The organism is Paenibacillus stellifer (genome assembly GCF_000758685.1).
In the GTDB taxonomy this organism is placed as follows: Bacteria; Bacillota; Bacilli; order Paenibacillales; family Paenibacillaceae; genus Paenibacillus_AQ; species Paenibacillus_AQ stellifer.
This window is the reverse complement of sequence record NZ_CP009286.1, coordinates 1,389,213-1,411,711: the sequence shown is the minus strand read 5'-3', so window position 1 is coordinate 1,411,711 and position 22,499 is coordinate 1,389,213. Positions and strand designations below refer to the sequence as shown.

18 protein-coding genes are annotated in these 22,499 nt (G+C 54.9%); 5 read left to right on the top strand and 13 right to left on the bottom strand.

The window, feature by feature from the left end:
• Positions 1-84 precede the first annotated feature (84 nt).
• From PSTEL_RS06370 to PSTEL_RS06315, 12 genes are all read right to left on the bottom strand, one after another.
• Positions 85-864, bottom strand: coding sequence for an ABC transporter permease (locus PSTEL_RS06370; RefSeq protein ID WP_038694282.1), 780 nt, complete (start codon positions 862-864; stop codon positions 85-87).
• 54 nt (positions 865-918) lie between these two features.
• Positions 919-1,941, bottom strand: coding sequence for an ABC transporter substrate-binding protein (locus tag PSTEL_RS06365; RefSeq protein ID WP_169744543.1), 1,023 nt, complete (start codon positions 1,939-1,941; stop codon positions 919-921).
• An 80-nt stretch (positions 1,942-2,021) separates the two neighbouring features.
• Positions 2,022-2,876, bottom strand: a complete 855-nt coding sequence (locus tag PSTEL_RS06360) for an ABC transporter permease (RefSeq protein WP_084064778.1) — start codon at positions 2,874-2,876, stop codon at positions 2,022-2,024.
• Positions 2,877-2,957: 81 nt separating this feature from the next.
• Positions 2,958-3,887 carry a cysteine synthase A gene (gene cysK / locus PSTEL_RS06355; protein WP_038694278.1) on the bottom strand — a complete coding sequence of 310 codons (930 nt, stop codon included), beginning with the start codon at positions 3,885-3,887 and terminating at the stop codon, positions 2,958-2,960.
• 39 nt (positions 3,888-3,926) lie between these two features.
• Positions 3,927-4,802, bottom strand: coding sequence for a nitrogenase iron protein (gene nifH, locus PSTEL_RS06350; protein WP_038694277.1), 876 nt, complete (start codon positions 4,800-4,802; stop codon positions 3,927-3,929).
• Between the two features lie 215 nt (positions 4,803-5,017).
• A complete protein-coding gene (locus PSTEL_RS06345) occupies positions 5,018-5,890 on the bottom strand; it encodes an ABC transporter ATP-binding protein (protein WP_038694275.1) in 873 nt (290 codons plus the stop codon).
• A 31-nt stretch (positions 5,891-5,921) separates the two neighbouring features.
• Positions 5,922-7,460: a nitrogenase component 1 gene (locus PSTEL_RS06340; protein WP_038694273.1), complete on the bottom strand. Its 1,539-nt coding sequence runs from the start codon at positions 7,458-7,460 to the stop codon at positions 5,922-5,924.
• Between the two features lie 133 nt (positions 7,461-7,593).
• Entirely contained in the window at positions 7,594-8,934 is a 1,341-nt protein-coding gene (locus tag PSTEL_RS06335; protein ID WP_038694271.1) for a nitrogenase component 1, read from the bottom strand.
• Positions 8,931-9,887 (bottom strand): cysteine synthase A, encoded by a 957-nt coding sequence (cysK, locus tag PSTEL_RS06330; protein ID WP_038694269.1) that lies wholly within the window; start codon positions 9,885-9,887, stop codon positions 8,931-8,933. Before cysK (PSTEL_RS06330) ends, PSTEL_RS06335 begins: the two co-directional genes overlap by 4 nt.
• Before the next feature lie 363 nt (positions 9,888-10,250).
• On the bottom strand, positions 10,251-12,218 hold the full coding sequence (locus PSTEL_RS06325; protein ID WP_038694267.1) for a PTS fructose transporter subunit IIABC: 1,968 nt from the start codon (positions 12,216-12,218) through the stop codon (positions 10,251-10,253).
• 108 nt (positions 12,219-12,326) lie between these two features.
• Complete coding sequence (pfkB, locus tag PSTEL_RS06320; protein ID WP_038694265.1) at positions 12,327-13,238, bottom strand: 1-phosphofructokinase; 912 nt, start codon at positions 13,236-13,238, stop codon at positions 12,327-12,329.
• A gap of 3 nt (positions 13,239-13,241) precedes the next feature.
• Positions 13,242-13,988: a DeoR/GlpR family DNA-binding transcription regulator gene (locus tag PSTEL_RS06315; protein ID WP_038700254.1), complete on the bottom strand. Its 747-nt coding sequence runs from the start codon at positions 13,986-13,988 to the stop codon at positions 13,242-13,244.
• A gap of 298 nt (positions 13,989-14,286) precedes the next feature.
• Between PSTEL_RS06315 and PSTEL_RS06310 the strand changes: the two genes are divergently transcribed.
• The 5 genes from PSTEL_RS06310 (at position 14,287) to PSTEL_RS06290 (ending at position 18,672) form a co-directional block, all read left to right on the top strand.
• On the top strand, positions 14,287-15,624 hold the full coding sequence (locus PSTEL_RS06310; protein WP_038694264.1) for an arsenic transporter: 1,338 nt from the start codon (positions 14,287-14,289) through the stop codon (positions 15,622-15,624).
• A gap of 88 nt (positions 15,625-15,712) precedes the next feature.
• Positions 15,713-16,018, top strand: a complete 306-nt coding sequence (locus tag PSTEL_RS06305) for a hypothetical protein (RefSeq protein WP_052098231.1) — start codon at positions 15,713-15,715, stop codon at positions 16,016-16,018.
• Between the two features lie 333 nt (positions 16,019-16,351).
• On the top strand, positions 16,352-17,263 hold the full coding sequence (locus PSTEL_RS06300) for a helix-turn-helix transcriptional regulator (protein ID WP_038694262.1): 912 nt from the start codon (positions 16,352-16,354) through the stop codon (positions 17,261-17,263).
• Between the two features lie 79 nt (positions 17,264-17,342).
• Positions 17,343-17,609 (top strand): zinc ribbon domain-containing protein, encoded by a 267-nt coding sequence (locus PSTEL_RS06295; protein ID WP_038694259.1) that lies wholly within the window; start codon positions 17,343-17,345, stop codon positions 17,607-17,609.
• 220 nt (positions 17,610-17,829) lie between these two features.
• On the top strand, positions 17,830-18,672 hold the full coding sequence (locus PSTEL_RS06290) for a methyl-accepting chemotaxis protein (RefSeq protein WP_052098230.1): 843 nt from the start codon (positions 17,830-17,832) through the stop codon (positions 18,670-18,672).
• Positions 18,673-18,844: 172 nt separating this feature from the next.
• Here PSTEL_RS06290 and helD read toward each other — a convergent pair whose 3' ends face one another.
• The gene (helD, locus tag PSTEL_RS06285; protein ID WP_038694256.1) at positions 18,845-21,271 is read right to left on the bottom strand and encodes an RNA polymerase recycling motor HelD; all 2,427 of its coding nucleotides are present in this window, start codon (positions 21,269-21,271) and stop codon (positions 18,845-18,847) included.
• Between the last annotated feature and the right edge of the window lie 1,228 nt (positions 21,272-22,499).

Below are 22,499 nucleotides of genomic sequence, written 5' to 3'. Positions count from 1 at the left end.
GATTGCAGCCAATTATGCTTCTTCCCGGATCAAACCGAACCAGACACCGCCAACCGCAGCACTTCCATCAGCTCCTTACAGGCCTCATTCCCCTGAAATCTCCTGCTTCCAATGCGTCGCTCTTTTCTCCCAGCGGACAAGGAGCATGTTGATCAGCACGCCCAGCAGTATCAGAACAATCAGCCCGGCGTACATTTGCTCTACCTTGTAGTTCTGCTCGGAGGTGAAGATCAGGAAGCCCAGCCCTTTATCGGCGCCAAGCATTTCAGCCGCCACCAGAATGATGATCGAACGGGAAGCGCTGAGCCGGATGCCTGTGAAGATCGACGGGAGAGCCGACGGAAGGATGATTCGAAACAGCAGCGTGAGCGGTGAAGCCCCCATGGACCTGCCGGACTTGACCAGGAGCGGATCGGTCCGGCTCACCCCCTCAACTGTGTTCATCAGAACAGGCCACACTGCGCCCCAGAATATGATCGCCACCTTCGACAGCTCACCCAGCCCGAAGACAAGGATGAAGACCGGATACAGCGCCAAAGTCGGCGTATTCCGCATGAACTGCATGGCGGGGTCCAGCACCCGTTCAATCACATCCGACCAGGCGATCAGGAAGCCGAGCGGAAGGGCGACCAGAACAGATACCGCGAACCCGAGAGCGGCCCGTTCGAGACTGGCGCCGATGTCCGGCCAGATCTGTCCCGTGATGAGCAGATCGAACAGCTTGTAGGCCACCCGGCTGAACGGAGGCAGAATAAAATCCTTCACGAGACCGCTGCGCGAGACCAGTTCCCAGAGCAGGCATACCGCCGCGACCGCGACCCATCTTTCGCAGACGGATACGATCCGCGCCGCTCGCTTAATCACCTCGACCACCTCTTTCCATCAACAGCGAAGCCGGAAGCCGGCAAGCTGAAGGCATCACTTGAGCGTGTCGTTGAACTCGTTCGTGTAGATATCTTCCGGCTTAATCCCGGGCTTGATCTCCTTGAAGTGGGACAGCAGATCGATCCAGGTCTGGACCGTCTCCTTCTTGATTTCTCCGTGGGGAGCGAAATGATTGGCTCTGATCTTACCCGGTTCGATATCGCCGCGCTTGGCCGTGATCTCGATCGCTTTGTCCGGATTGGCGTCGACATAATCATTGGTCTTGCTGATTACTTCCACGAACCGCCGGACCACATCCGGCTTCTCCTTAATGAACTTCGTGGAGAAATACAGGGGAGTGGCGCCGCCCTCGTCGCCCCAAATATCATAGTCCGTGAGGACGACCCGGAGATTCCCGCGCTTGATAATGGTGGACGGATTCTCATGCAGTCCGATAATATCGACATCCCCCTGCAGCAGGGCCTGTTCCAGCTTGATCTCGGGCGCGGTGACGATCTCGAATTTCCCCTTGGGTTCCTGAATGCCGTTCTTCAGCAGATAGGCGTAAGGCGTATATTCGTTGCAGCCGCCGAAAGCGGGAATCCCGACCTTCTTGCCCACAATATCCGCCGCACTCTTGATCGGGCTGTCTTTGGTCGTGACGAAGCTCATATGTGGCACTTCCTCGGTCGTTTCCGTCTGGGCGACAACCGCCTTGATCTTCGCTCCGGCGCTAATTCCGGCAATCGTCCGGTTGATATGACCGCCCCCTACATCGATTTTGCCCGCGACGACGGATGCCACCAGTTGGCCAGCTTCTACGGCGCCCACGTAATCAAACTTAAGTCCCGCCTCCTTCACATATCCGAGCTCTTCAGCCACATAATAGATGGATATTCCGGTGAGATTGGTCGGTGTTGGCAGCCGGATCACATCCGGCTCCTTCGAGGCTTCCGCTCCAACCGCTGTGGCGGATTCCGAATCCTTGCCGCAACTAGATAGAATAATTGTCGTTGTTAGAAGAAGAATAATAAGCGATGCGATGGCAGAAATGCCGTTCCTTCTTTGGCGGTGCATGGTGGTTTCATCCCTCTTTTCGTCAGCAAAATGGTTGGGATTACTCATAAATACCTGCGGCGTTGCGGAAAAAGCCAGGTTCACCCTTTGACCGCTCCCTCCTTCCAACGGGTTAGTGATTTCTCCAGTTTCACCAGTCCATAGTTGATCAGAACGCCCAATACCGAAATAAAGATAATGCCGCCGAACATTTCGGGGATGGCGTATCTTTCCTGGTAATAGAAAATCATGAAGCCCAGCCCCCGGTCCGCGCCGAGCATCTCGGCGGCCACCAGCATCAGGATCGCGTTGGCAGCGCCCAGTCTCAGACCCGTGAGGATCGAAGGCAGTGCCATCGGAATAATAACCCGCCTGAATAGACTGGAGCCCGGCACTCCCATGGATCTTGCCGCCTTGATCAGCAGCGGATCACATTCCTTGACGCCTGAAATCGTATTCAGCAGAATCGGCCATATAGTTCCCCAAATAATAATCGCAACCTTGGAGGCTTCGCCCAGACCGAAGAACAGAATGAATACCGGATACAGTGCAAGAGTCGAGGTATTGCGGCAGGCTTGAATAAGCGGATCGATGATTCGCTCAATCCGCTTGTTCCAGCCCATGAACGCGCCGACCGGAATCGAGAAGACGGCAGCGGCGGCAAAGGCGAGACCGGAGCGTTCCAGACTCTTGGCGATATGCCGGAACATCTCGCCGGTCAGGAACAAATGAAACAGGCTTGCGACCGCTTCGCTGAATGGCGGAAGCAGAAAGGGATCGACCAGACCGAGACGCGGCAATGCTTCCCACAGCAGGACGACTGCCAGCATGACCACGGATTTCTCTGCAGCCCTCCGCAAGCGGATGATCGCAGCGCGCCCCCTTCCCGGGACGTTACAGTGAACGGCGCCGCCCCGGGATGCCAGTATCCCGGCTGGTTCTCCCGCATTCGGCATTTGCTTCACTTCCTTTCCTGCATGAGATCACCAAGCGCAATACATCAGCCGATACGCGGCAGCATGGCACCGATTGCTGATTTACACATTGAAATATCCCAGGCTCAAGTATCGCTCGCCGGTATCGGGGGCGATACAGAGTACCCTTCTGCCAGGTCCGAGCTGCACGGCGATCCGGAGCGCAGCCCACACTGCTGCTCCGGAGGATGGTCCTACCAGCAGCCCCTCCCGGCATGCAAGCTTCCGCATGACCGAAAGTGCGTCTTCATCCTCAACTTGTACAATATCGTCGTATACGCCTGTATTCAGCACCTTGGGAATAAACCCGGGGCCGGTCCCAACCAGCTTCGTCGTCCCCGGCTTCCCGCCCGAGAGAACAGGCGACGCCTTTGGCTCGACGGCATATATGGAAACGCCCGGAATCAGGGAGCGAAGCGTCTCACCTGTTCCCGTTATCGTCCCTCCCGTACCGGCAGCCGCGACAAACGCATCCAGTCTCCCTTCCATCTGCCCGGCGATCTCGACAGCCGTCGTCAACCGATGGATGGCCGGGTTGGCGCCGTTCTCGAATTGCAGCGGCATGAAGCTCCCCGGTATTTCCTCATGAAGCTTGCGTGCCCTGGCGATCGCTCCCTTCATGCCATCGGCAGCCGGGGTCAGCACGACCTCCGCGCCATAGGCTTTCAGAAGCCGGATTCGTTCCAGACTCATATTGTCCGTCATTACGATGATAGCCGAGTACCCCCGCGCAGCGGCGTTCATGGCGATTCCGATTCCCGTGTTGCCGCTGGTCGGCTCGATGATGGTACCTCCGGGCCGCAGCTTGCCCGCAAGCTCCGCTTCGCAAATCATATGGTGCGCCGCCCTGTCCTTGACGCTGCCCGAAGGATTGAACGACTCCAGCTTCACGAACACGTCCGCCGCATTGGCCGGAACCAGCCGGCCAAGCTTCACAGCCGGCGTATTGCCGATCAGATCCATCACACTGCCGACTGCCACCGCCCTCGGCATAACCAGCCCGCTTCCTCTCCGCATTTGCCTTCCGCCGCCCTACAAGCCGGCGGCTGCGGTTGCGTTCTGGCGCGCTTCCAATTCCACCAGCTGCTTGCCCCACTCGGACGCCCACTTTCGCAGCTCGCCTGTCTCCAGAGGAGCCGGAACCTTCGATTCCGTATGGTCGGCGATTTTTTGGGCAAGCGACTTGTAGATTTTGGCCTGCTCGGAATCCGGGTCCGCCTCGATCGTCGTCTTGCCCTGAAGCTCCGCCTGGGTTACCGACACCGAACGCGGTACATATTCCATAACCTTGGTCTGGGTACGGGCCACGAAATCGTCGACGATCTCGCGGGCATATGGCGCGTTGATCGAGTTCGCGATAACTCCGCCGAGCAGCGCTCCTCCTTCGGTGGAGTATTTGTGAATGCCTTTGAACAGATTGTTGGCCGCATAGATCGCCATGAAGTCCGCCGAAGTAACCGTGAAGACATGCTCTGCGATTCCTTCTCTGACCGGAACGGCAAAGCCGCCGCAGACCACGTCGCCCAGAACATCATAGATCACATAGTCGAGATCCAGCTCTTCGAACACTTTCTGCTGCTTCAGAAGCGAAACGGAGGTAATAATCCCTCTGCCCGCGCAGCCGACGCCTGGAGCGGGGCCCCCCGCTTCCACGCAGTAGATGCCGTTGAATCCCTGGAATATGACCTCATGGGCTTTAACAATCTGCTTATCCCGTAGCGTATCGAGTACGGTAGGAATATACTCGCCTCCGCGCAGGGTATTGGTGGAGTCGCTTTTAGGGTCGCAGCCGAACTGCATCACCTTGTAACCGGCCACGGACAGCGCCGCGCTGATATTCGAGGTGGTCGTCGATTTGCCGATTCCTCCTTTTCCGTAAATGGCGATTTGCTTTGGTTTTTTTGACATAATCCGCACTCCTTCTTATTTGCAATTCATGTTAGCGCCAACCTATTCTCTCCTGATACATACAGCATTTATCTCGCTGTTATGCGCAGTAGTCTTGACTCATCGAGACAAAAATAATAAGTCGCATCCGCCCCTAACCCGATCTTCCGGATTTCGGTCCGGTTATGCGCCGCTCCAGGCTTCCGGATTCATCGGCCCGGTTTTGTGCTCATCTGCTACAGCGCCGCCGACGAAGAAATCTGCTCCGCCAGTTCGAACTGCGCCGCCTTGGCGGGCTTGACATCCGGCTTCGCTGCCGATTCCTCATTCTGCAGCAGCTCCCAGACCCGGTGTCTGATCCAGCCGAAGTCGGGAGTTGACTGCACATCGCCTACGCGGCGGGGCCGGGGCAGCGATACCGGAACGATCTCGCGTACCCTGCCGGGATTCGGCGACATAACCACCACGCGGTCGGCAAGGGCGACGGCCTCGTCGATGCTGTGAGTGACGAAGATAATCGTCTTCCCGGTCTGCTCCCATATCCGCAGCAGCTCATCCTGCAGCGTCTCCCGGGTCTGGGCGTCGACCGCAGCAAAAGGCTCATCCATGAGCAGCACCTCGGGATCATAAGCCAGAGCTCTGGCAATTGCGACCCGCTGCTTCATCCCGCCCGACAGCTCGTAGGGATAGCGGTCGCCGTAATCGCTCAGGTTCACCAGATCCAGAAACCGGTCGACGATCGGTTTGCGGTCCTTCTTGGGCACCTTCTTGATTTCAAGCCCGAACTCGATATTGCGGCGAACCGTTCTCCACGGAAAAAGGGCGTAGCCCTGCATCACAATCCCTCTGTCGAGCGCGGGACCCGTGATTTTTTTGCCATCGATGAACAATTCGCCTTCGGTCGGATGGGCAAGTCCGGCAATGAGATCGAGCAGCGTCGATTTACCGCAGCCGCTTGGTCCTACAATCGTCAGGAACTCTCCCGGCACTACCTTTAAATCCACATCACTCAGAGCGGTAAACAGCTGCTTCCCGCCATCCTTCGTCTGACGGATCGAATACCGGCGGGTTACCCCGCTCACCGTAATTTTCGCTTCATTCGCGGACATTTACATTCTCCTTTCTATTGTTTCCGAAAGATTAACCGATCCGGGCCGCCAGCTTCGCCGAGTCGTCGATGTAAGTGAACGGGTCCTGCTCATACCAGCTCTCCCGGTAAGGCAGCTTCGTGTTGCCGCCCAGATTCCGGTTGAACGCCGCATTCTTCAGAATCCGGCTAACCCGGGCTGCCACCTCGAACACGCCTTTGTAACCCAGATAGTCATCACTCTGGCCGAACAGCGGGAAGATGGCATACCCCTGCTTCGCCGCGGAGCCGTTCACGCCAATATGGCCGACGAAGAGGTCCGGAGTGATTTTGCGAAGAAGATTCGCCTGCTCGAACACCTGGCCGGAACCGATATTGAAGATCGCTTTCTCCGAATCCGGGACATCCTGCATGTATTCGTCCAGCAGCACCTCGCCGTACTTGTCGAAATGGTAGCCCCGCAGGCCCAGAATTTCGAATCCGAGATTATGCAGCAGCTCGGCCGTGGTCAGAATGCGGACTTCGCCGCCGGTGAGGAACGCCGTCTTGCCCTTGAACTCTTCCCGGTACGGCTCAAGCGCCTTCGCAAGCTCCGCCGTTTCGGCTGCGATCAGCTTCTCGGTCTGTTCTTCGATGCCGAAGAATGAAGCGATATCGCGGAGCCACTTGTTCGTGTTCGCGATGCCGATCGGGATGGTACGAAGCACGTAAGGGATGCCGTACATTTCCTTGAAATGCTCGACGAAATAATCATCATGCGTAGCGCAAATGCTGACATTGAGCGCCGCTTCATGCGCATAGACAAAATCATCCGGATGCGAATAGGAAGGCAGAATTCTTACATTCAGATCGAGCGCCTTCAGCAGACGGACCAGTTCTTCCTCATCAATCCGGCTCATGGAACCGACGTTCAGCAGATTGACGGTCCGGCTTATTTTCGCCTGATGCTCGGCTTCTTCCTCCGGCGTGCGCACGATGGCGGGCTGCAGACTCTTGTCTTCGCCGACCAGATTCCGGATCAGGCCGTGATAGACGGAGTCGTAGGCGGTCGCCTGGATTTTGGTCTTGAAGCCTTCGCAGTGAATCGGAACGATTTTGGCTGTGACCTGCTTCTGCAGATCGTCCAGAATACCATCAATGTCGTCGCCGATCAAGGCAGGCACGCAGCTGTTGAACACCAGAATCGCGCTCGGCCGGAATTCACGCTCAGCCTTAAGCACGGCCTGTCTCAGCTTGGCTTCACCGCCGCTGATGACATCAACTTCGCTCAGGTTAGTGTTGATCCAGCGAAGCCCAATCGCCGATTCCTGACGGAGCTTCTGGAACACTTTGTTGATTCCGGCGTTCTGGATCAGATTCCCGCCGCAGCCGATCGGGCTGTGAATGACCATGACGGCGTCACGGAGCGAGCTGATCATCCCGAGGCTTAAGTTCAACTGGCAGCCCTGGGTTTGGGAGAAGGAGCGTTTGCTTGCGTACAGGCAGCCCTTCTTGGAATCCTCCGACAGCTCGCCGCAAGTTCCGCCATAAGCCTGGCATGCCATTAGACGGTCCTCGCGAACCGGCGGCACCTTCTGTTTGATATAATCCATCGATAACACCCTCCTTATGAAGTGGATCAACGATAAGCGCCAAGGCGTTTACCGAGAAATAGATGATTAAATTGAAGTGCGAAGTTAATAAGTGCTAGTACCGGTATTTAAAAAATTTCGATTTCGAGAAAAATTAGCGATGAGCGACCAACAGGCTTAAGACGTCCTCTGCGAGTGTCAAGCCGCCTGAATAGCCGGCATAAGCGCGGTTCAGCACAACCCGATTGGAGATCGGGTAAGTCACCGGCAGCAGCGGCACTTTGAATTGCTCGGCCGTGTCGCGCTCCATTACGCTGCCGACGATAACTCCCGGGGAGAAGCCCTTGTAGTATTTCTGCCCGTTAGTCTGCGGCCAATGACGGTTGATGTGGCCTACTACGCTGGACGCGTCTTCGTCAAATACAATTTCCGGCCGAAGTCCGGATTCATAACCGCTGAAAGTCGACAGCACCCGTTCTTTCTGTTCATCCGCCAGTATGTCGGTGATGACGACCAGCTCCGGGAGCCAGCCGAGATCGTCGGCCAGAAACCGGGTCAGCGCCTGCGTATAATTGGGATCGCCGACTACGGTCGCATAACGCTGGAAGTCGAGGTCGTTGTAGACGTCCGCGAGCCGTTCGAGATAAGGGTAATAAGCCTTTCTCTCTTCATGGATCAGCGTTTCGATCTTGGCTTCATCGACGCTGAGCGCGCTTCCCACCGTCCGCAGGAACCGGGAAGTTCCGTGATCGCCAATCGGAAGCGGAACGGTAATGTAAGGAACCCCATGTTCTTCTTCGAATACCTTGGCCGCTTCGATTCCATATGCGTCCGAGACGACGATGTTCAGAACCGCTCTGCCGGCTTTCTTCAGGTTGTCGAGCGTCTCTCCCTGACCGAAGAAGGTGTTCGTCTCGAAGCCGAGCTTCTTGAGCAGTCCCTTCAGCACACCGAGATTGCCCTTCCAGAACACATCCTGCATGGGGACTACCCCCCAGAGATTAACCGTCGCCGTATCCTTGACCGGGGACTTCTCTACAAAATCCCGAAACAGCGTCTCCAGCACCAGCTCATAGCCATAATACGAGTTGCCTTTGAAGCTGACCGTCTCCGCTGCCAGCACCGGCAGGTCGCCGTTCTTGTAGCGCTTGACTACCGCCCGGACATCATCGCCGATCATCTCAACCATGCAGCCCGTGACAACAAAATACAGATCCCCGTCCATCACCTTCAGTGTGTTGCCGATCTGCTCGTCAAGCCGGCCTTCGCCGCCGAACACGATGTCGCGTTCGGATACGTTGGAGCTCGGCAGCGCCTGTCCGCCGCAATAGTTGCCTCCGTTGTAGCCCGAAGCGCCGCTCAGCGCTCCCGCCAGGTTCCCGCCGCAGCCCGATGAGGAATGAAGAATCGGAATCGCTCTTGGCAGCGATTGAATCGTGCCGATCGCGCCTCCCAGCGCGCATACATAACGCGGTCTTTCGATGACCTTGCTCATGACACGCCTCCTGTCTGGGCAGGCTCCCGGAACAGTACGGTCGATAAATAGCGTTCGCCCGTATCCGGCAGAAGCACTACAATATTCTTGCCCCGGTTCTCCTTGCGTTTGGCCAATTGGGCGGCCGCGAAGACAGCCGCGCCTGAGGAAATGCCAACGAGCAGCCCCTCGGTCCGGGCCAGGTCTCTGGCCGTCTCCAGCGCCTCCTCGTTCCGCACCTTGAATACTTCATCGATGATGTCCCGGTTCAGAATCTGCGGCACGAAGCCTGCGCCCAGTCCCTGAATCTGATGCGGACCGGGATTGCCGCCCGAGAGCACCGGAGAATTGAATGGCTCCACAGCTACGATCTTGACGTCCGAGTTCCGCTCCTTCAGCACTTCGCCCACTCCGGTGATCGTGCCGCCGGTGCCTACTCCGCCGACGAAGATATCCACCTTGCCATCCGTGTCTTTCCAGATTTCCTCCGCCGTCGTCGAGCGGTGGATCTTGGGATTGGCCGGATTGTTGAACTGCTGAAGAACGAAGGAATTTGGAGTTATGGCCGCCAGCGCTTCCGCCTTGCGGACCGAGCCCCCGATTCCTTCCGCGCCGGGGGTAAGCACAAGCTCCGCTCCCAGCGCCTTCAGCAGATTGCGGCGCTCTTCACTCATCGTATCCGGCATCGTCAGGATAAGCCGGTATCCGCGGGCAGCCGCGACGAAGGCCAGGGCGATGCCCGTATTGCCGCTTGTCGGCTCAATCAGGACGGTATCCGGTCCGATCAGGCCCTGTTCCTCCGCATCCTTGATCATCGCGTATCCAATGCGGTCTTTGACACTCCCTGCCGGGTTGAAGTATTCGAGCTTCGCGATCACCGACGCGCCAAGCCCCTTCTCTTCGCTGTACCCGTTCAATTCCAGAAGAGGAGTGTTGCCGATCAGATCGGTCAGCTTGCTTGCAATTTTTGACATCAGTAGTTCCCTCCAGGTTCAGGTAAATTCATCAGCATCAGTCAAGGCAAGCGCACAGGCTTAACTTTTCCGATGATTTAAAAAGAGGCCCACTCCGATTCTGCCAAATCGGAACAAGCCTCCAGTTAACTGGTTGACGTGGTAATGCCAGGCATAGGTCAATATTGTGATTAATATCACAATCATTTCCGGAACAAAATCCAAAAAACCGGAAGCCAAGCGCTCCGAACCATCGGAGGCCCAGCTTCCGGAGTACCGGTCAGCCTTATGCCAATTCATATTATTACAATGGGATTTAATGGTTATTACGGATTATAGAGAACAATCTCTATCCTGTCAATGCCTTTTATTTCACTTAACAGCTTAGGCTTTCACTGCTACACGCTTATCAGCCAACGACTTCTTCCAGACGCCGAGGATGAGCGCCGAGATGACGGAGCCGATGATGACCGACAGCATGAACAGCAGCGCGTGGTTGGCGAGAGCGGCTACGAAGATGCCGCCGTGCGGTGCAGGAATGTTGATATGCCATAGCTGGGTCAGACCGCCGGCCACTGCGGAGCCGATAATGCAGGAAGTCAGCACGCGAAGCGGGTCGGCTGCCGCGAACGGAATTGCGCCTTCGGTGATGAAGCTCAGCCCGAGCACATAGTTCGTCAAGCCGGACTTCCGTTCTTCTTCCGTGAATTTTTGCTTGAAGAAGGTTGTTGCCAGGGCGATCGCCAGCGGAGGAACCATGCCCCCGGCCATAACGGCCGCCATCCATACGCCGTCGCCTGTCGAAGTGAAGATGCCGATGGCAAAGGTGTAAGCCGCTTTGTTAAACGGACCGCCCATGTCGATCGCCATCATGCCGCCGAGAATAATGCCGAGCAGTACGGCATTGCCTGTTCCAATGTTCTTCAGACCATCGGTGAGTCCAGTGTTAATCCAGCTGAAGAACGGGTCGAAGATGAAATACATAATCGTGCCCGTAACCAGAAGGCCAAATACCGGGTACAGCAGGATCGGCTTCAGGCCGTCCAGCGATTTAGGCAGGCCGGCGAACAGCTTGCGCAGGCCGATGACAATATATCCGGCGAGAAAACCGGCGGCTAGACCGCCCAGGAAGCCGGCGTTGGACGATGCCGCCATATAACCGCCGACGATACCGGGCATCAGCGCCGGACGGTCGCCAATGCTCATCGCGATGAAGCCGGCGAGAATCGGAATCAGGAAATGGAACGCGCCGTCACCTCCGCCGATTGCCATAAGCAGCTTGTAGATCGGATTCTCCGCGCCGCCGACCTGCTCGAACAGGAATGAGATGGCGATCAGAATACCGCCGCCGACAACGAACGGGAGCATGTGGGAAATGCCGTTCATCAGATCCTTGTAAATCTTGCTGCCAATGCTCGGCTTGCCCTCCGCGGCCGATCCGCCTGCGGAGGATGCCCCGCCCTTGCTGCGGTAGATCGGCGCGTCGCCGGCCGCAGCCTTGCGGATCAGCTCTTCCGGCTTGCGGATGCCGTCGCTGACCGGTCTCTGCAGGACCGGCTTGCCATCGAAGCGGCCCATCTCGACCTGCTTGTCGGCGGCGACGATAACCCCGCTGGCACGGCTGATTTCATCCGCGGTTAGCGTGTTCTTGGCGCCTTCGGAGCCATTCGTCTCAACGCGGATGTTGATGCCAAGCTCCTTGGCTTTCTTCTTCAGCGCATCTTCCGCCATGTAGGTGTGCGCAATGCCGGTCGGACAGGCCGTAACCGCCACTACAAGCGCTTCCATTTTATCAGGTGCCCCGACGATCATTCCGCCGTCTGCAGGCTGGGCTGCCGCTTGTTTCGAGGCTTTGGCCGCCAGAGCCGCTTCTTCGGCTGCCTTGGCCGCTTCGTCCGCCGCCTGCTTCGCATCGAACAGAGCCGCCACCTCATCGGGCGTGCGGGTATTCTTCAGCTGCTCGATAAAGTCGGGATCGATCAGCATGCGGGACAATGCGGCGAGCGTGCGAAGATGCGTGTTGCCGGCTCCTTCCGGAGCCGCAATCATGAAGAACAGGTAAGCCGGTTCGCCGTCCAGCGTCTCGAAATCAACGCCAGCTGCACTCTTGGCGAAGACAACCGTCGCTTCGTTCACGGCCTTTGTCTTGGCATGGGGCATGGCGATTCCGCCGCCGATACCCGTGCTGGACTCTGCCTCGCGCTTCAGAATCATTTCCTTGAACAGCACCCGGTCATTGATGCGTCCGTTCTGATCCAGGCTGGCGATAAGCTCGTCGATAGCGGCTTCCTTCGTCGTTGCCTGGAGATCCATGATCATGGTCTGTTTAATCATCAAGTCTGTAATTCTCATATCTGTCAACTCCTTTAAATAGCTAAATTTCAAGTTCACGAGTTCAATTTCATGAGGTTCAATTTCATGAGGTTCAATTTCATGATGACGATTCCGGCCTCTATAGCATTACAGCGGGGTAATGTCGACCTGGGGGCGCAGCCGCTCTATCTCCTCCTTCACGGCCAAATCGTCGGAGAATGCGGTGGCGCTGCCCGAAGCGACCCCGGTGCGGAAAGCTTCGATGAGATCGCCGGTCAGAACCAGCGTCCCGACAAATCCGGCGATCATGGAGTCGCCCGCGCCTACCGAATTTCGCACCGTTCCGGACGGTACGGTGGCGCGGTACACCTCATTCTCCGTAATGAGCAATGCGCCTTCGCCTGCCATGGAAATCAGCACATGCCGGGCGCCTTCCGCAAGCAGCTTGCGGCCATATAAGACAATCTCCTCTATGGAGTTAATCGTAACGCCATAAAGCTCTGCCAGCTCATGATGATTCGGCTTGACGAGCAGCGGCTTGTGAACAAGCGCTTCCTTGAGTGCCTTGCCCGTCGTGTCTATGACGAATTCGGCCCCGGACTGCCGGCACGCCTGAACCAGCTTCTGATAGAAGTCTCCGCCAAGCGAAGGCGGTGCGCTGCCCGACAGAATGACAATGTCATCAGGCTGCAGATGCGACAATTTATCCAGAAGCTTCGCGGCTTCCTGACTTTCGATCACCGGGCCAAGCCCGTTGATTTCCGTCTCTTCTCCCGCTTTCAGCTTGATGTTGATGCGGGTGTCATCCTTGACGAATACGAAATCGCGCCCGATTCCGTCCTCCCGCAGCTTGTCGTCGATGAACCTTCCGGTAAATCCTCCGAGAAAGCCGAGAGCCGTATTGCCAACCTCAAGCTGATTCAGCACGCGGGATACATTGATCCCCTTGCCTCCCGGAAGCTTCAAATCCCGCTTCATCCGGTTCAGATCGCCCAGCTTCAAATCTTCTACCTCCACGATGTAATCGATGGAAGGGTTAAGCGTCACCGTATAGATCATATTTCATCCCTCAATTATTTTGGTTTTTCCGGCAAAGGACTGGCGCAGACGTTCCGGAACGGATTCCGTAATGACCGCAGCCTCGTGCAGATCAAACAGCTTGGCGAAAGCGACCTCGCCGAATTTGCTGGAGTCCGCCAGCACGTAAGTGGTACTGGACAGCTGGTGGGCCCGCCGCTTGATAAGAGCCTCCTCCGGATCGGGAGTCGTGAACCCGAATTCCGCATCTACGCCATTTGTACCCAGAAAACATTTGTCGAAGCGAAAGTTCTCCATATTTTGCAGAGCAATACTGCCAATGACCGCTTTTGTATGGCTCTTCATCATTCCGCCGAGCAGGTAGCTGCGAATGCGCTTGCTGACCAGCTCTTCCACATGCGACAGACCGTTAGTGACAACCGTGATGTCCTTCGAAGTAATTTGGGAAATCATTGCTAACGTTGTTGTTCCCGCATCTAAATAAATACATTCACCATCCTGCAGCTGAGCGGCGGCTAAACGGGCAATCGACTGTTTTTGTTGAACGTTTTTGGAGGTTTTCTCCTCCATGCCGGGCTCCAGGCTCCGGTGAGATAGAATGGAGGCGCCCCCATGTACCCGTTTGAGCAAATCTCGTGACTCCAAATCGATTAAATCCCGTCGTACCGTAGATTCCGAAGCATCCAGCAGAGTGGTTAGCTCATGAAGCTTGACGACCCCATTTTCTTGTAAGCGCTGTAATATCAATGCGTAACGTTCTTCCGTAAGCACTTTCATTCCTCCTGCCTAGTCATATCGTATCATAAATCCGGTAAAAAACAATCACTATTATTCAAAAACAATCAAAAATCTTCAGAACCCTTCAAAAGTGTATCCATTTGGTGAACTGCTTCAAAAGACCGGATAACATTGGCCGCTCTCTCTCGAAATTCGGGATTGCTAGAGTTGAGAGTACATATTCAAAGATATGGACAAAGGGCCAGTTCCTAGTATTTTCAGATGAATATAAATATAGCGAAAGGAAATCTAGCACTGCCCTTATTTAACCCGTCATGAAGGAGGGGGAACTATGACATTGGACATCGTAATCACCGGTTTTGTATTTATTATGGCTATGCTGGTTATTTTCTGGAGACCCGGAGGAATCAGCGAAGTCTGGCCGGCATCCGTCGGGGCCGGAATTATTCTACTAACCGGAATCGTATCCCGCCATGACGTTGCGAACATCATCCAGAAGATCGGAGGGGCGTCCATTACCATAATGGCGACGATCGTCATGGCGGTCATTCTGGAAAGCTTCGGTTTTTTCAATTGGGCGGCTGTAAGGCTGACTCTTTTGTCCAAGGGATCCGGCTATCGATTATATTGGTATATTCAAATTCTCTGTTTTTGCATGACCCTATTATTCAACAATGACGGAAGTATTCTTATTACAACCCCGATACTCATCCTGCTGCTGAAAAATCTACGCTTGAAACCGCATCAAATGATCCCCTATCTATTAAGCGGTGCGTTGATTGCAACTGCTTCCAGCGCTCCTATCGGGGTTAGCAATATCGTTAACTTGATCGCCCTGAAAATTGTCCATATGAGCCTGTATATGCACACAGCCATGATGTTTGTTCCTGCGACCGCAGGACTGCTGTTTATGTCGTCCCTCATGTTTCTTGTTATGAAGAACAAGCTGCCCCAAACACTGCCGTCCGCAGAATACGATCTGGAAGAGACCTTTTTCACTGCCGACCTTCATCCGGATAAAACCAAGAAGAAGCGAACCTTTTTTATGCTGAAAATTTTAGGCTTTGTTTTTATACTGCGCTGTCTTCTCTTTGTCGCCTCCTTCTTGGCCATTCCGGTTGAATGGGTTGCCGTATTGGGTTCGATCGTTCTGCTGCTGTGGAGGTGGTACCGTCTGGGGACAAGTCCCTCCGATATTGTGAAGAAAATTCCGTGGCATATTCTGATCTTCGCCTTCTCCATGTACGTTATTATTTATGGCCTGCATAACGCCGGACTAACTTCTGTACTGGTAAAAGCGTGCGCCCCCATCGTAGCACAGGGATTGCTGCAGGCAAGCTTGATCATGGGCGGACTCGTCTCCATTCTGTCCAATGTGTTCAACAATCATCCCGCGCTGATGATCGGAACGATCACCTTGACCGAATTGAATCTCGATCCTGTCACACTGAAGATCATCTATCTGTCCAATATTATCGGAAGCGATATCGGCTCCCTGCTGCTTCCAATCGGAACTCTCGCCTCTCTTCTGTGGATGCACATCCTTAGACAACAGCATATTCCGATTAAATGGAAAGATTATTTGCGTGTCACCCTGATCGTGATTCCTCTAACGACCATTGTAACCTTATTTCTTTTATACTATTGGGTTCGATTAATCTTTGCTTGAATCTGTATACCAATAATAGTTGAACAACTAGAAACAACTTCATAGAAATGCATATGATGTATCAGAAAGTTGGAAGGGAGACAAGAAGATGAAACATGTAGAACTGCGTGTAGAGCAAGATGCTGGAGTAGGACAAGGTTACTTTATCGAGGAAATACCTCCTGGTATTAACGCATTGGTACTGCTCAAGAACGAAGGCAAAGCGCTGCTGCAGCTGGTGATTACCCGATACAACGCGCCGACCCTTACGTTTGATGTTGCGCCGCACACCGATTTTGCAGTGGAACTGGCCAATATCCAGACTGTAGGCATCTTCGTTCCGGTAGACGATAATCACAGAGGAAAAGGAAAGCTGATTATCATCCCTAACTTTTTGAATATCAATCTCGTATAAACTACAGTTCAGCACAGTCTGATTTAAAAGAATCCGAGTCCCAAATATCGCATTCCCTCTCTTGAATCGCGGGGAATGCGATATTTTTATGCTTCGTGATTAGCTTGCCCTCGCTGTGTACTAGGGCAGTTGGCTGCGGACTCTCCGGGATTAATCTTTGGGATTACCCCCAGGATTACTCACGGCACTATATGCGCGCTGAGGGCTTGCATCTTTAAACCAGTGCAGCCGCTAACGCGCTCGGGCCCAGGCGTGAGTCTAGGCTATGCGCGGGAGCAAACGCTACAGCTTGTTGTCCCGGCATAGGCTATACTGGGAGCATGAGGTGGTTGCATGCAAATCGGCAGATTGTTTGAAATTGTGTATCTCCTGCTGGAGCACAAAAATACGACGGCCAAAGCGCTGGCCGAGCATTTCGAGGTATCCGTCCGCACCATTCTGCGCGATATCGATACGCTGGCGGCGGCGGGCATTCCTGTATATACCGCCCAGGGAAAGGGTGGAGGCATTTTCATTCTGGATACGTTTGTTCTGAATAAAGCCGTCATCTCCGAAGAGGAGCAGAACGACATTCTGTTCGGCCTGCAGAGTCTGTCCGCCACGCGGCATGTCGATCCGCAGCATACGCTCGGCAAGCTGCGCAGTCTTTTTGAGAAGAGGGATACGGAGTGGATCGAGGTGGATTTATCGCGCTGGGGCAATTCGAAGGCAGACCGGGAGAAGTTCGAGACGCTGAAGAACGGCGTCATCCAAAGACGCGCACTCGCCTTCACCTACTTCAATTCTAGCGGCGAAGCCCGCGAACGGCGCGTGTACCCGCTGAAGCTTGTATTCAAATCGCACTCGTGGTATTTGCTTGCCTACTGCCTGTCCCGTAGCGATTACCGGATCTTCAAGATAAGCCGCATGTCCCTTCCCGCGCTGCTGGACGACACCTTCGACGCCGGCGCTTATCATCCGCCCGAGATTGAGCCTTCCCGCGAAGACTACGGCGTCCCGGCGATGGTCAGACTCAAATTTTCGCCTCATGCCGCCTTCCGCATCTATGACGAGTTCGGGGATAAGGACTTCGTTCGGACCGAAGACGGTTCCTTCCTGGTTGCAGTGGGGTGGCCGGAGGATCAATGGCTGTATGATTATATTTTGTCCTACGGACCCGCCGTGGAAGTGCTGGAGCCTCCCTCCGTCCGGAACGAGGTCGCCCGTAGGGCGGAGCGGATCGTTCAGACCTACAAACCGGATTAAAACATGAAGCGCTGTTGTCAGGTTAGGTGTGATACGCTGTACAAGCAGTTAACCATTTGAAGCGAAAGGGAGAATCGAGATGACAGCTGCTTTGTGTCAAAGCTGTGCCATGCCGATGGAGTCCTCCGAATTGTACGGGACGAACACGGACGGAAGCCAGAATCCGGATTACTGCAAGTATTGCTATGAGGATGGGGCCTTCAAAGCCGACATCACCCAGGAACAGATGATCGAGGAATGCGTTCCGCATATGCTCTCGGCCAACCCCGGGATGGACGGGGAAGGAGCGCGGGCCATCATGCGCCAGGTGTTCCCAAGCCTGAAACGCTGGCGGACTCCTGAATAGCAACTGATTCTTAACAATAGCTGCAGACACCAAACAAATACCCGGTGCGCTGTTCTTACGGGAACGGCGCATCCGGGTATTTTTTATGAGAAGCTATGTCGATCATCCGGGGCTGGTCATTATTGGAATTGAATAGACCAACCGATAAACAATAGAAAGGACAACCGCAAAGGATTACCCGCGATTGTTGCACTACATAACAAGTCGGGAGATGGTCTCATTGGATACACAATCATCACAGCAGCTTTCCGGGTTGAAAGAGGCGCTGGAGCAGTCTTTGCCTTTGATCCAGCAGCTTTTTCCAATGGATGTGATGTTCGCACTGACGGATACAGAGAAGTTCCTGCATTATTTATCGGGACGCACTTTGGACATCCGCCTGCAGGAAGGAGATGCGGTTCCGGACACCAGCGGTCTTCGGCGGGCGATGAACAGCGGACAGTTCGCCAGCGCCGATGTCGATGCCCGGGTATACGGCATTCCATTCAAATCCAATACCTTGCCCCTAAGGGATGAGCAGGATCGGATTATCGGGGCGATTACGCTGGGTATCAGTCTGGAGAATCAGCTGATTCTTACCCAGGCGGCCGAGAATCTGGCAGTCGGCTCAGGGGAGGTTCGCTCCGCAACCGACAACATCGCCGCATCTGCAACCCAGCTGAATACCGAAATTCAGGATCTCAAGCAGCTGGGAGAGCAGATTGTCGTCCATTTGAAGCATACCGACGAGATGCTCGGCTTCATCAAGCGCGTTGCCGACAATTCCCGGCTGCTCAGCATCAACGCGTCGATTGAAGCTGCACATGCCGGCGAGCATGGACGCGGCTTCAGCGTCGTCGCCTCGGAAATGCGCAAAATGGCCGATTCCAGCGCCTCTTCCGCCAAGGAGATCGAGGAGATTCTGAAGACGATCCAGGGCAATATCGCCCTGCTCGACGAGACGCTGGCCGCCTGCCTGGAGCAGAGCGAGCAGCAGGCTGCGGCGACCGAGCAGATCGCCGCTTCCATGGAGCAGCTGGCCGAATCGGCGAAGGACATCCGGGGCATCGCCCGCCTGATCTGAGCCATGCTGTCAGGGCCGCATGGTTCCTCCATTGACGCATGAGCGTGGCATGGTCCTGGTCCATTCATGGCCCCTTTGATCAGAGCTGTCAGGGCAGGCGGAATGCCCGCCCCGAACGGATGGCACACATCACTTGGTACGGATATTTGTCTACGAATGGGCGTGATGCGGATCATCCCATTTCGTACAACTCCGCATCCATTTCCAGGATATATGGTGTCCACTCCTTATCCGTGTAGAGCAGCAGCCGGTGCATTGCGCGCGTGCAGGCCGTATAGAACAGCTTCCGCTCGCTCTCCCGGCTGTACGCTCCGCCGGAAGCATCATAGATCAGCACGGCATCGAACTCGATCCCCTTCGCCAGATAAGCCGGAATCACAACCGTTCCTTTCTCAAAAGCAGGCGTCTCCTTCGTCACGAGCCGCAGCGATTCACAGCCGAGAGCCGTCAAAGCGACATACGCCTCCCGGCTCTCGGCTGCGGTCTTCGCGATGACGGCGATCGAGCCGAAGCCGTCTGCTTCCAGCGCCGCAAGGTCCGCGGCGATTCGCGCCGCCCGCTGCCCGGGATCGCCGGTCACCGTAAGCAGCGGCTTCGGGCCGCTCCGGTCGAACGGCACAATCCGCCCGCCATCCGGCAGCATCGCTCTCGTGAACTCCACAATCTCACGGGTCGAGCGATAGCTCCGAAGCAGAGAGATCAGCCTCGTCGCATCCTTCCCGTAGAGCCCGATAAGCGGTGAATCCGTCTCATGCAGATTCGTCGAATGGGTGAATATCGCCTGGCCGAAATCTCCGAGAACGGTCATGCGGGCGCGGGGAAAGAGCTTTTGAAGAAACATGTATTGGAACGGCGAATAATCCTGCCCCTCATCAATGAACACATGCCGCACCTCCGTATTCGTCCGAACGCCCTCGACCAGCTCCTTCAGATAGAGAAACGGCGTCGCATCCTCATGGAACAGCTCACCACGGTTCAGCTTCTCCCGGGTCTGAGAGCAAATGTCCGGCCAATGTTCGGGAGCCTCGGCGCCGCCCGTCATCACCAGATAGTCCTGCTCCCCGCCGAATAGCTGGGCGTACAGCCCCTTCAAATCCAGGAAGCCGAGCCGCTTCACCTGCCGCTTCAACGGCTTGAACTGCTCTTTCACGACCATCCGGCTCAGCAGTTCCTCCTCCTGTTCAGCGAAATCGAAGACATTCTCCTCTCCCCGGCCATCACCCTGCAATTCGCCCTGGGCTTCCAAGTAAGGCTTGGTAAAATCAAAGACCGGCTGATCGCGCCGATACTTTTTGGACAATTCATTGTAGGCGGCGTCATAGTCGTCTTTGTCGAGATAATCGAGCTCTTCCTGCACCCAGAGCGCGCCGCGCTCTTTGCGCTCCAGCGCTTCCAGCCGCCGCAGCAGCCACTCTTGAAGCAGAACGATGCGATTCGGAAGCCGAATGGAAGCGCCATAGCTGTAGAATTGCGAGACCATTTCCTCTGAGCTGATCAGGTCGCGCCCGCGAAAAGTAATCCCGATGAACCGGATCCCTTCTCCGCCCAGCCACTGCGCATAGCCTTGCAGAGCTTGCCGGTATGCCTCCGACGCCTTATAGAGAATTCCGCTCAGCCGCGCCTCGTACCCCGGCTCCAACTTCTGCGTGAGCACATATTCAATCTGGTCGAACGGGTCTTCGGGACGCCAATCTTTTCCCAGCCCGTATTCCAGGTATTCCTGAATGGTCGTCTGCTGCATGTTCTCCTCGCCAAGCTCGGGGAGAACAGTGGACACATAGCTGTTGAACATCGGATTGGGCGAGAACAGCACGATCTGGTCCGCCCGCAGCCGGTCCCTGTTCTTGTAGAGCAGATAGGCGACCCGCTGCAGCGCCGCAGACGTCTTGCCGCTGCCGGCAGCGCCTTGGACAATCAGCATCCGGCTGCTGTCGTCGCGGATAATGGCGTTCTGCTCCTGCTGAATCGTCGCCACGATGCTCCTCATCTGCGAGTCCGCTTCCTTGCCCAGCACCTGCTGGAGCAGCTCGTCGCCGATGGTGATGCTGGTGTCGAACACATTGTGAATCTGCCCGTTCCGGATCTGGTACTGCCGTTTCAGCTTCATCGTTCCCGCGATCATCCCGCCCGGCGTATCGTAGTCAGCCGGTCCCGGCGAGTAATCGTAATACATGCTGGCAATGGGGGTGCGCCAATCATAGACCAGGAAGCTCATCCCGTCCGGCGCGGCAAAAGAAGAAACGCCAATGTATACCTGCTCGTCGCCAGACTGTCCGTCCTCCTGAAAATCTATCCGTCCGAAATACGGGGAAGGAAGCAGCCGCTTGAGATCCTTCCATTGCCGCTGCCGCTGGCGGTGGCTGCGCTCCCGCTCCGACAGCAGCGCTTCCTGCTGCCTGATGCTGTAGAAGGTTTCCTCAAAATCCTCATTCGTGCTCGCATTGACGGTGACTTCCTCCCAGAACCGTTTGCGGAAGTCCATCGCCTGATCGCGTAGTCCGCTTACCTCCGGCTCCAGTTCGCCGATTCTCGCCTCGAGCTGTTCCGTAACCTGTTCCAGCCGCTTCCGTTCCTGAACCCAATCCTGCTTCTCAATCATCTTCCCGACCACGCTCCCCTTCAAGTTTGTTAGGAATGCGGAAGGCACATTTGACAACCAGCTCCACCCTGTGATATGATTATAGTGTAGATAAGATGGATGAGTTATGTTTTGATGTGAAAAATATGCCCATAGCCTTACAATGATAGCACACCGGCCTCCGGAGTGCAATGGACGATACATATAGGATAATGAGTGAAGAACCGGCGAAGTCGCCGGTTCTTTTTTGTATGCAGCAGTTGTGTGGGGAGCGACCCTGAGCTGGGTGAACGACTTTAGATTGCTTCTGGAATTTCAATCCACGCACCCACATAGGGTGCGACTTGATTTCTTCGAGGACTCTGATCCGCACACCCCAGTTCGATCCACGCACCTGCATGGAGTGCGACAAGTGCTATACATGACGTGAGTTGAATCGAAAAGATTTCAATCCACGCACCCACATGGGGTGCGACTCCGAGATTTTGAAGTCCTGGACGCGCATCTTAATTTCAATCCACGCACCCGCACGGGGTGCGATCGTCCAATAATTAACAAATAAATCCATTTTTGTGATTTCAATCCACGCACCCGCATGGGGTGCGACAGCGTCTAATTTCTCTCCCTGTCCGGCAAGCAATTGGAAACGCTTTAGTGCGAATGTCTCTCAACGGTCTGGTTCCAAGGACTCTTTTAATCAAAATAACCCAAAAACTCTTGTCTCGCAAGGAGTGCGAATCCCCCCGGGATTTTCATGTGAGCTTGGGGTTCGTACTTTTGAGGCTCGACTTCATTTCCACTTTGTCTAGTTCTCTGCGCTTCAAACCTCTGGAAACTTATTTTCTTAGGATACCACCCTTGAATTTTCTAGCTATGTTAGTCCAGTCGATATGTATTGAGGGTGTATTCTTGACCATGCTCCTCTACAAAATTCTTCTCCAATTTGCTCTGAACATAACAGTCGATATGGATTCTTTTCAACCAAATTCAAATCAAAGCAATAGAAAAGAACGTCCGATTAAGGACGCTCTTGCCCTTGTATATGTCTGTACACTCTCAAAACCAAGGTTTAGCAATTCCAACCCTCATTTTTGAAATCTGCGCCATTTTTTGTGACTTTCGGAAAACCCGAAAAGTACTGAAAGCAAAGGATTTCCCAGGTATCTGTTTTTTGCATTCCTGTACCCGATGTTACACGCTTGCGTGGGGATAGGACCACATGAGCTGGTGGGTTTGTTGGAAATATCGC

Coding starts and splice junctions, on each gene's coding strand:
- PSTEL_RS06295 (WP_038694259.1), top strand. CDS start 17,343: ATGACAGCTGCTTTGTGTCAAAGCTGTGCCATGCCGATGGAGTCCTCC.
- PSTEL_RS06360 (WP_084064778.1), bottom strand. CDS start 2,876: ATGCCGAATGCGGGAGAACCAGCCGGGATACTGGCATCCCGGGGCGGC.
- PSTEL_RS06345 (WP_038694275.1), bottom strand. CDS start 5,890: ATGTCCGCGAATGAAGCGAAAATTACGGTGAGCGGGGTAACCCGCCGG.
- PSTEL_RS06300 (WP_038694262.1), top strand. CDS start 16,352: ATGCAAATCGGCAGATTGTTTGAAATTGTGTATCTCCTGCTGGAGCAC.
- PSTEL_RS06305 (WP_052098231.1), top strand. CDS start 15,713: ATGAAACATGTAGAACTGCGTGTAGAGCAAGATGCTGGAGTAGGACAA.
- pfkB (WP_038694265.1), bottom strand. CDS start 13,238: ATGATCTATACGGTGACGCTTAACCCTTCCATCGATTACATCGTGGAG.
- helD (WP_038694256.1), bottom strand. CDS start 21,271: ATGATTGAGAAGCAGGATTGGGTTCAGGAACGGAAGCGGCTGGAACAG.
- PSTEL_RS06310 (WP_038694264.1), top strand. CDS start 14,287: ATGACATTGGACATCGTAATCACCGGTTTTGTATTTATTATGGCTATG.
- cysK (WP_038694278.1), bottom strand. CDS start 3,887: ATGCCGAGGGCGGTGGCAGTCGGCAGTGTGATGGATCTGATCGGCAAT.
- PSTEL_RS06335 (WP_038694271.1), bottom strand. CDS start 8,934: ATGAGCAAGGTCATCGAAAGACCGCGTTATGTATGCGCGCTGGGAGGC.
- cysK (WP_038694269.1), bottom strand. CDS start 9,887: ATGTCAAAAATTGCAAGCAAGCTGACCGATCTGATCGGCAACACTCCT.
- PSTEL_RS06325 (WP_038694267.1), bottom strand. CDS start 12,218: ATGAGAATTACAGACTTGATGATTAAACAGACCATGATCATGGATCTC.
- nifH (WP_038694277.1), bottom strand. CDS start 4,802: ATGTCAAAAAAACCAAAGCAAATCGCCATTTACGGAAAAGGAGGAATC.
- PSTEL_RS06365 (WP_169744543.1), bottom strand. CDS start 1,941: ATGCACCGCCAAAGAAGGAACGGCATTTCTGCCATCGCATCGCTTATT.
- PSTEL_RS06340 (WP_038694273.1), bottom strand. CDS start 7,460: ATGGATTATATCAAACAGAAGGTGCCGCCGGTTCGCGAGGACCGTCTA.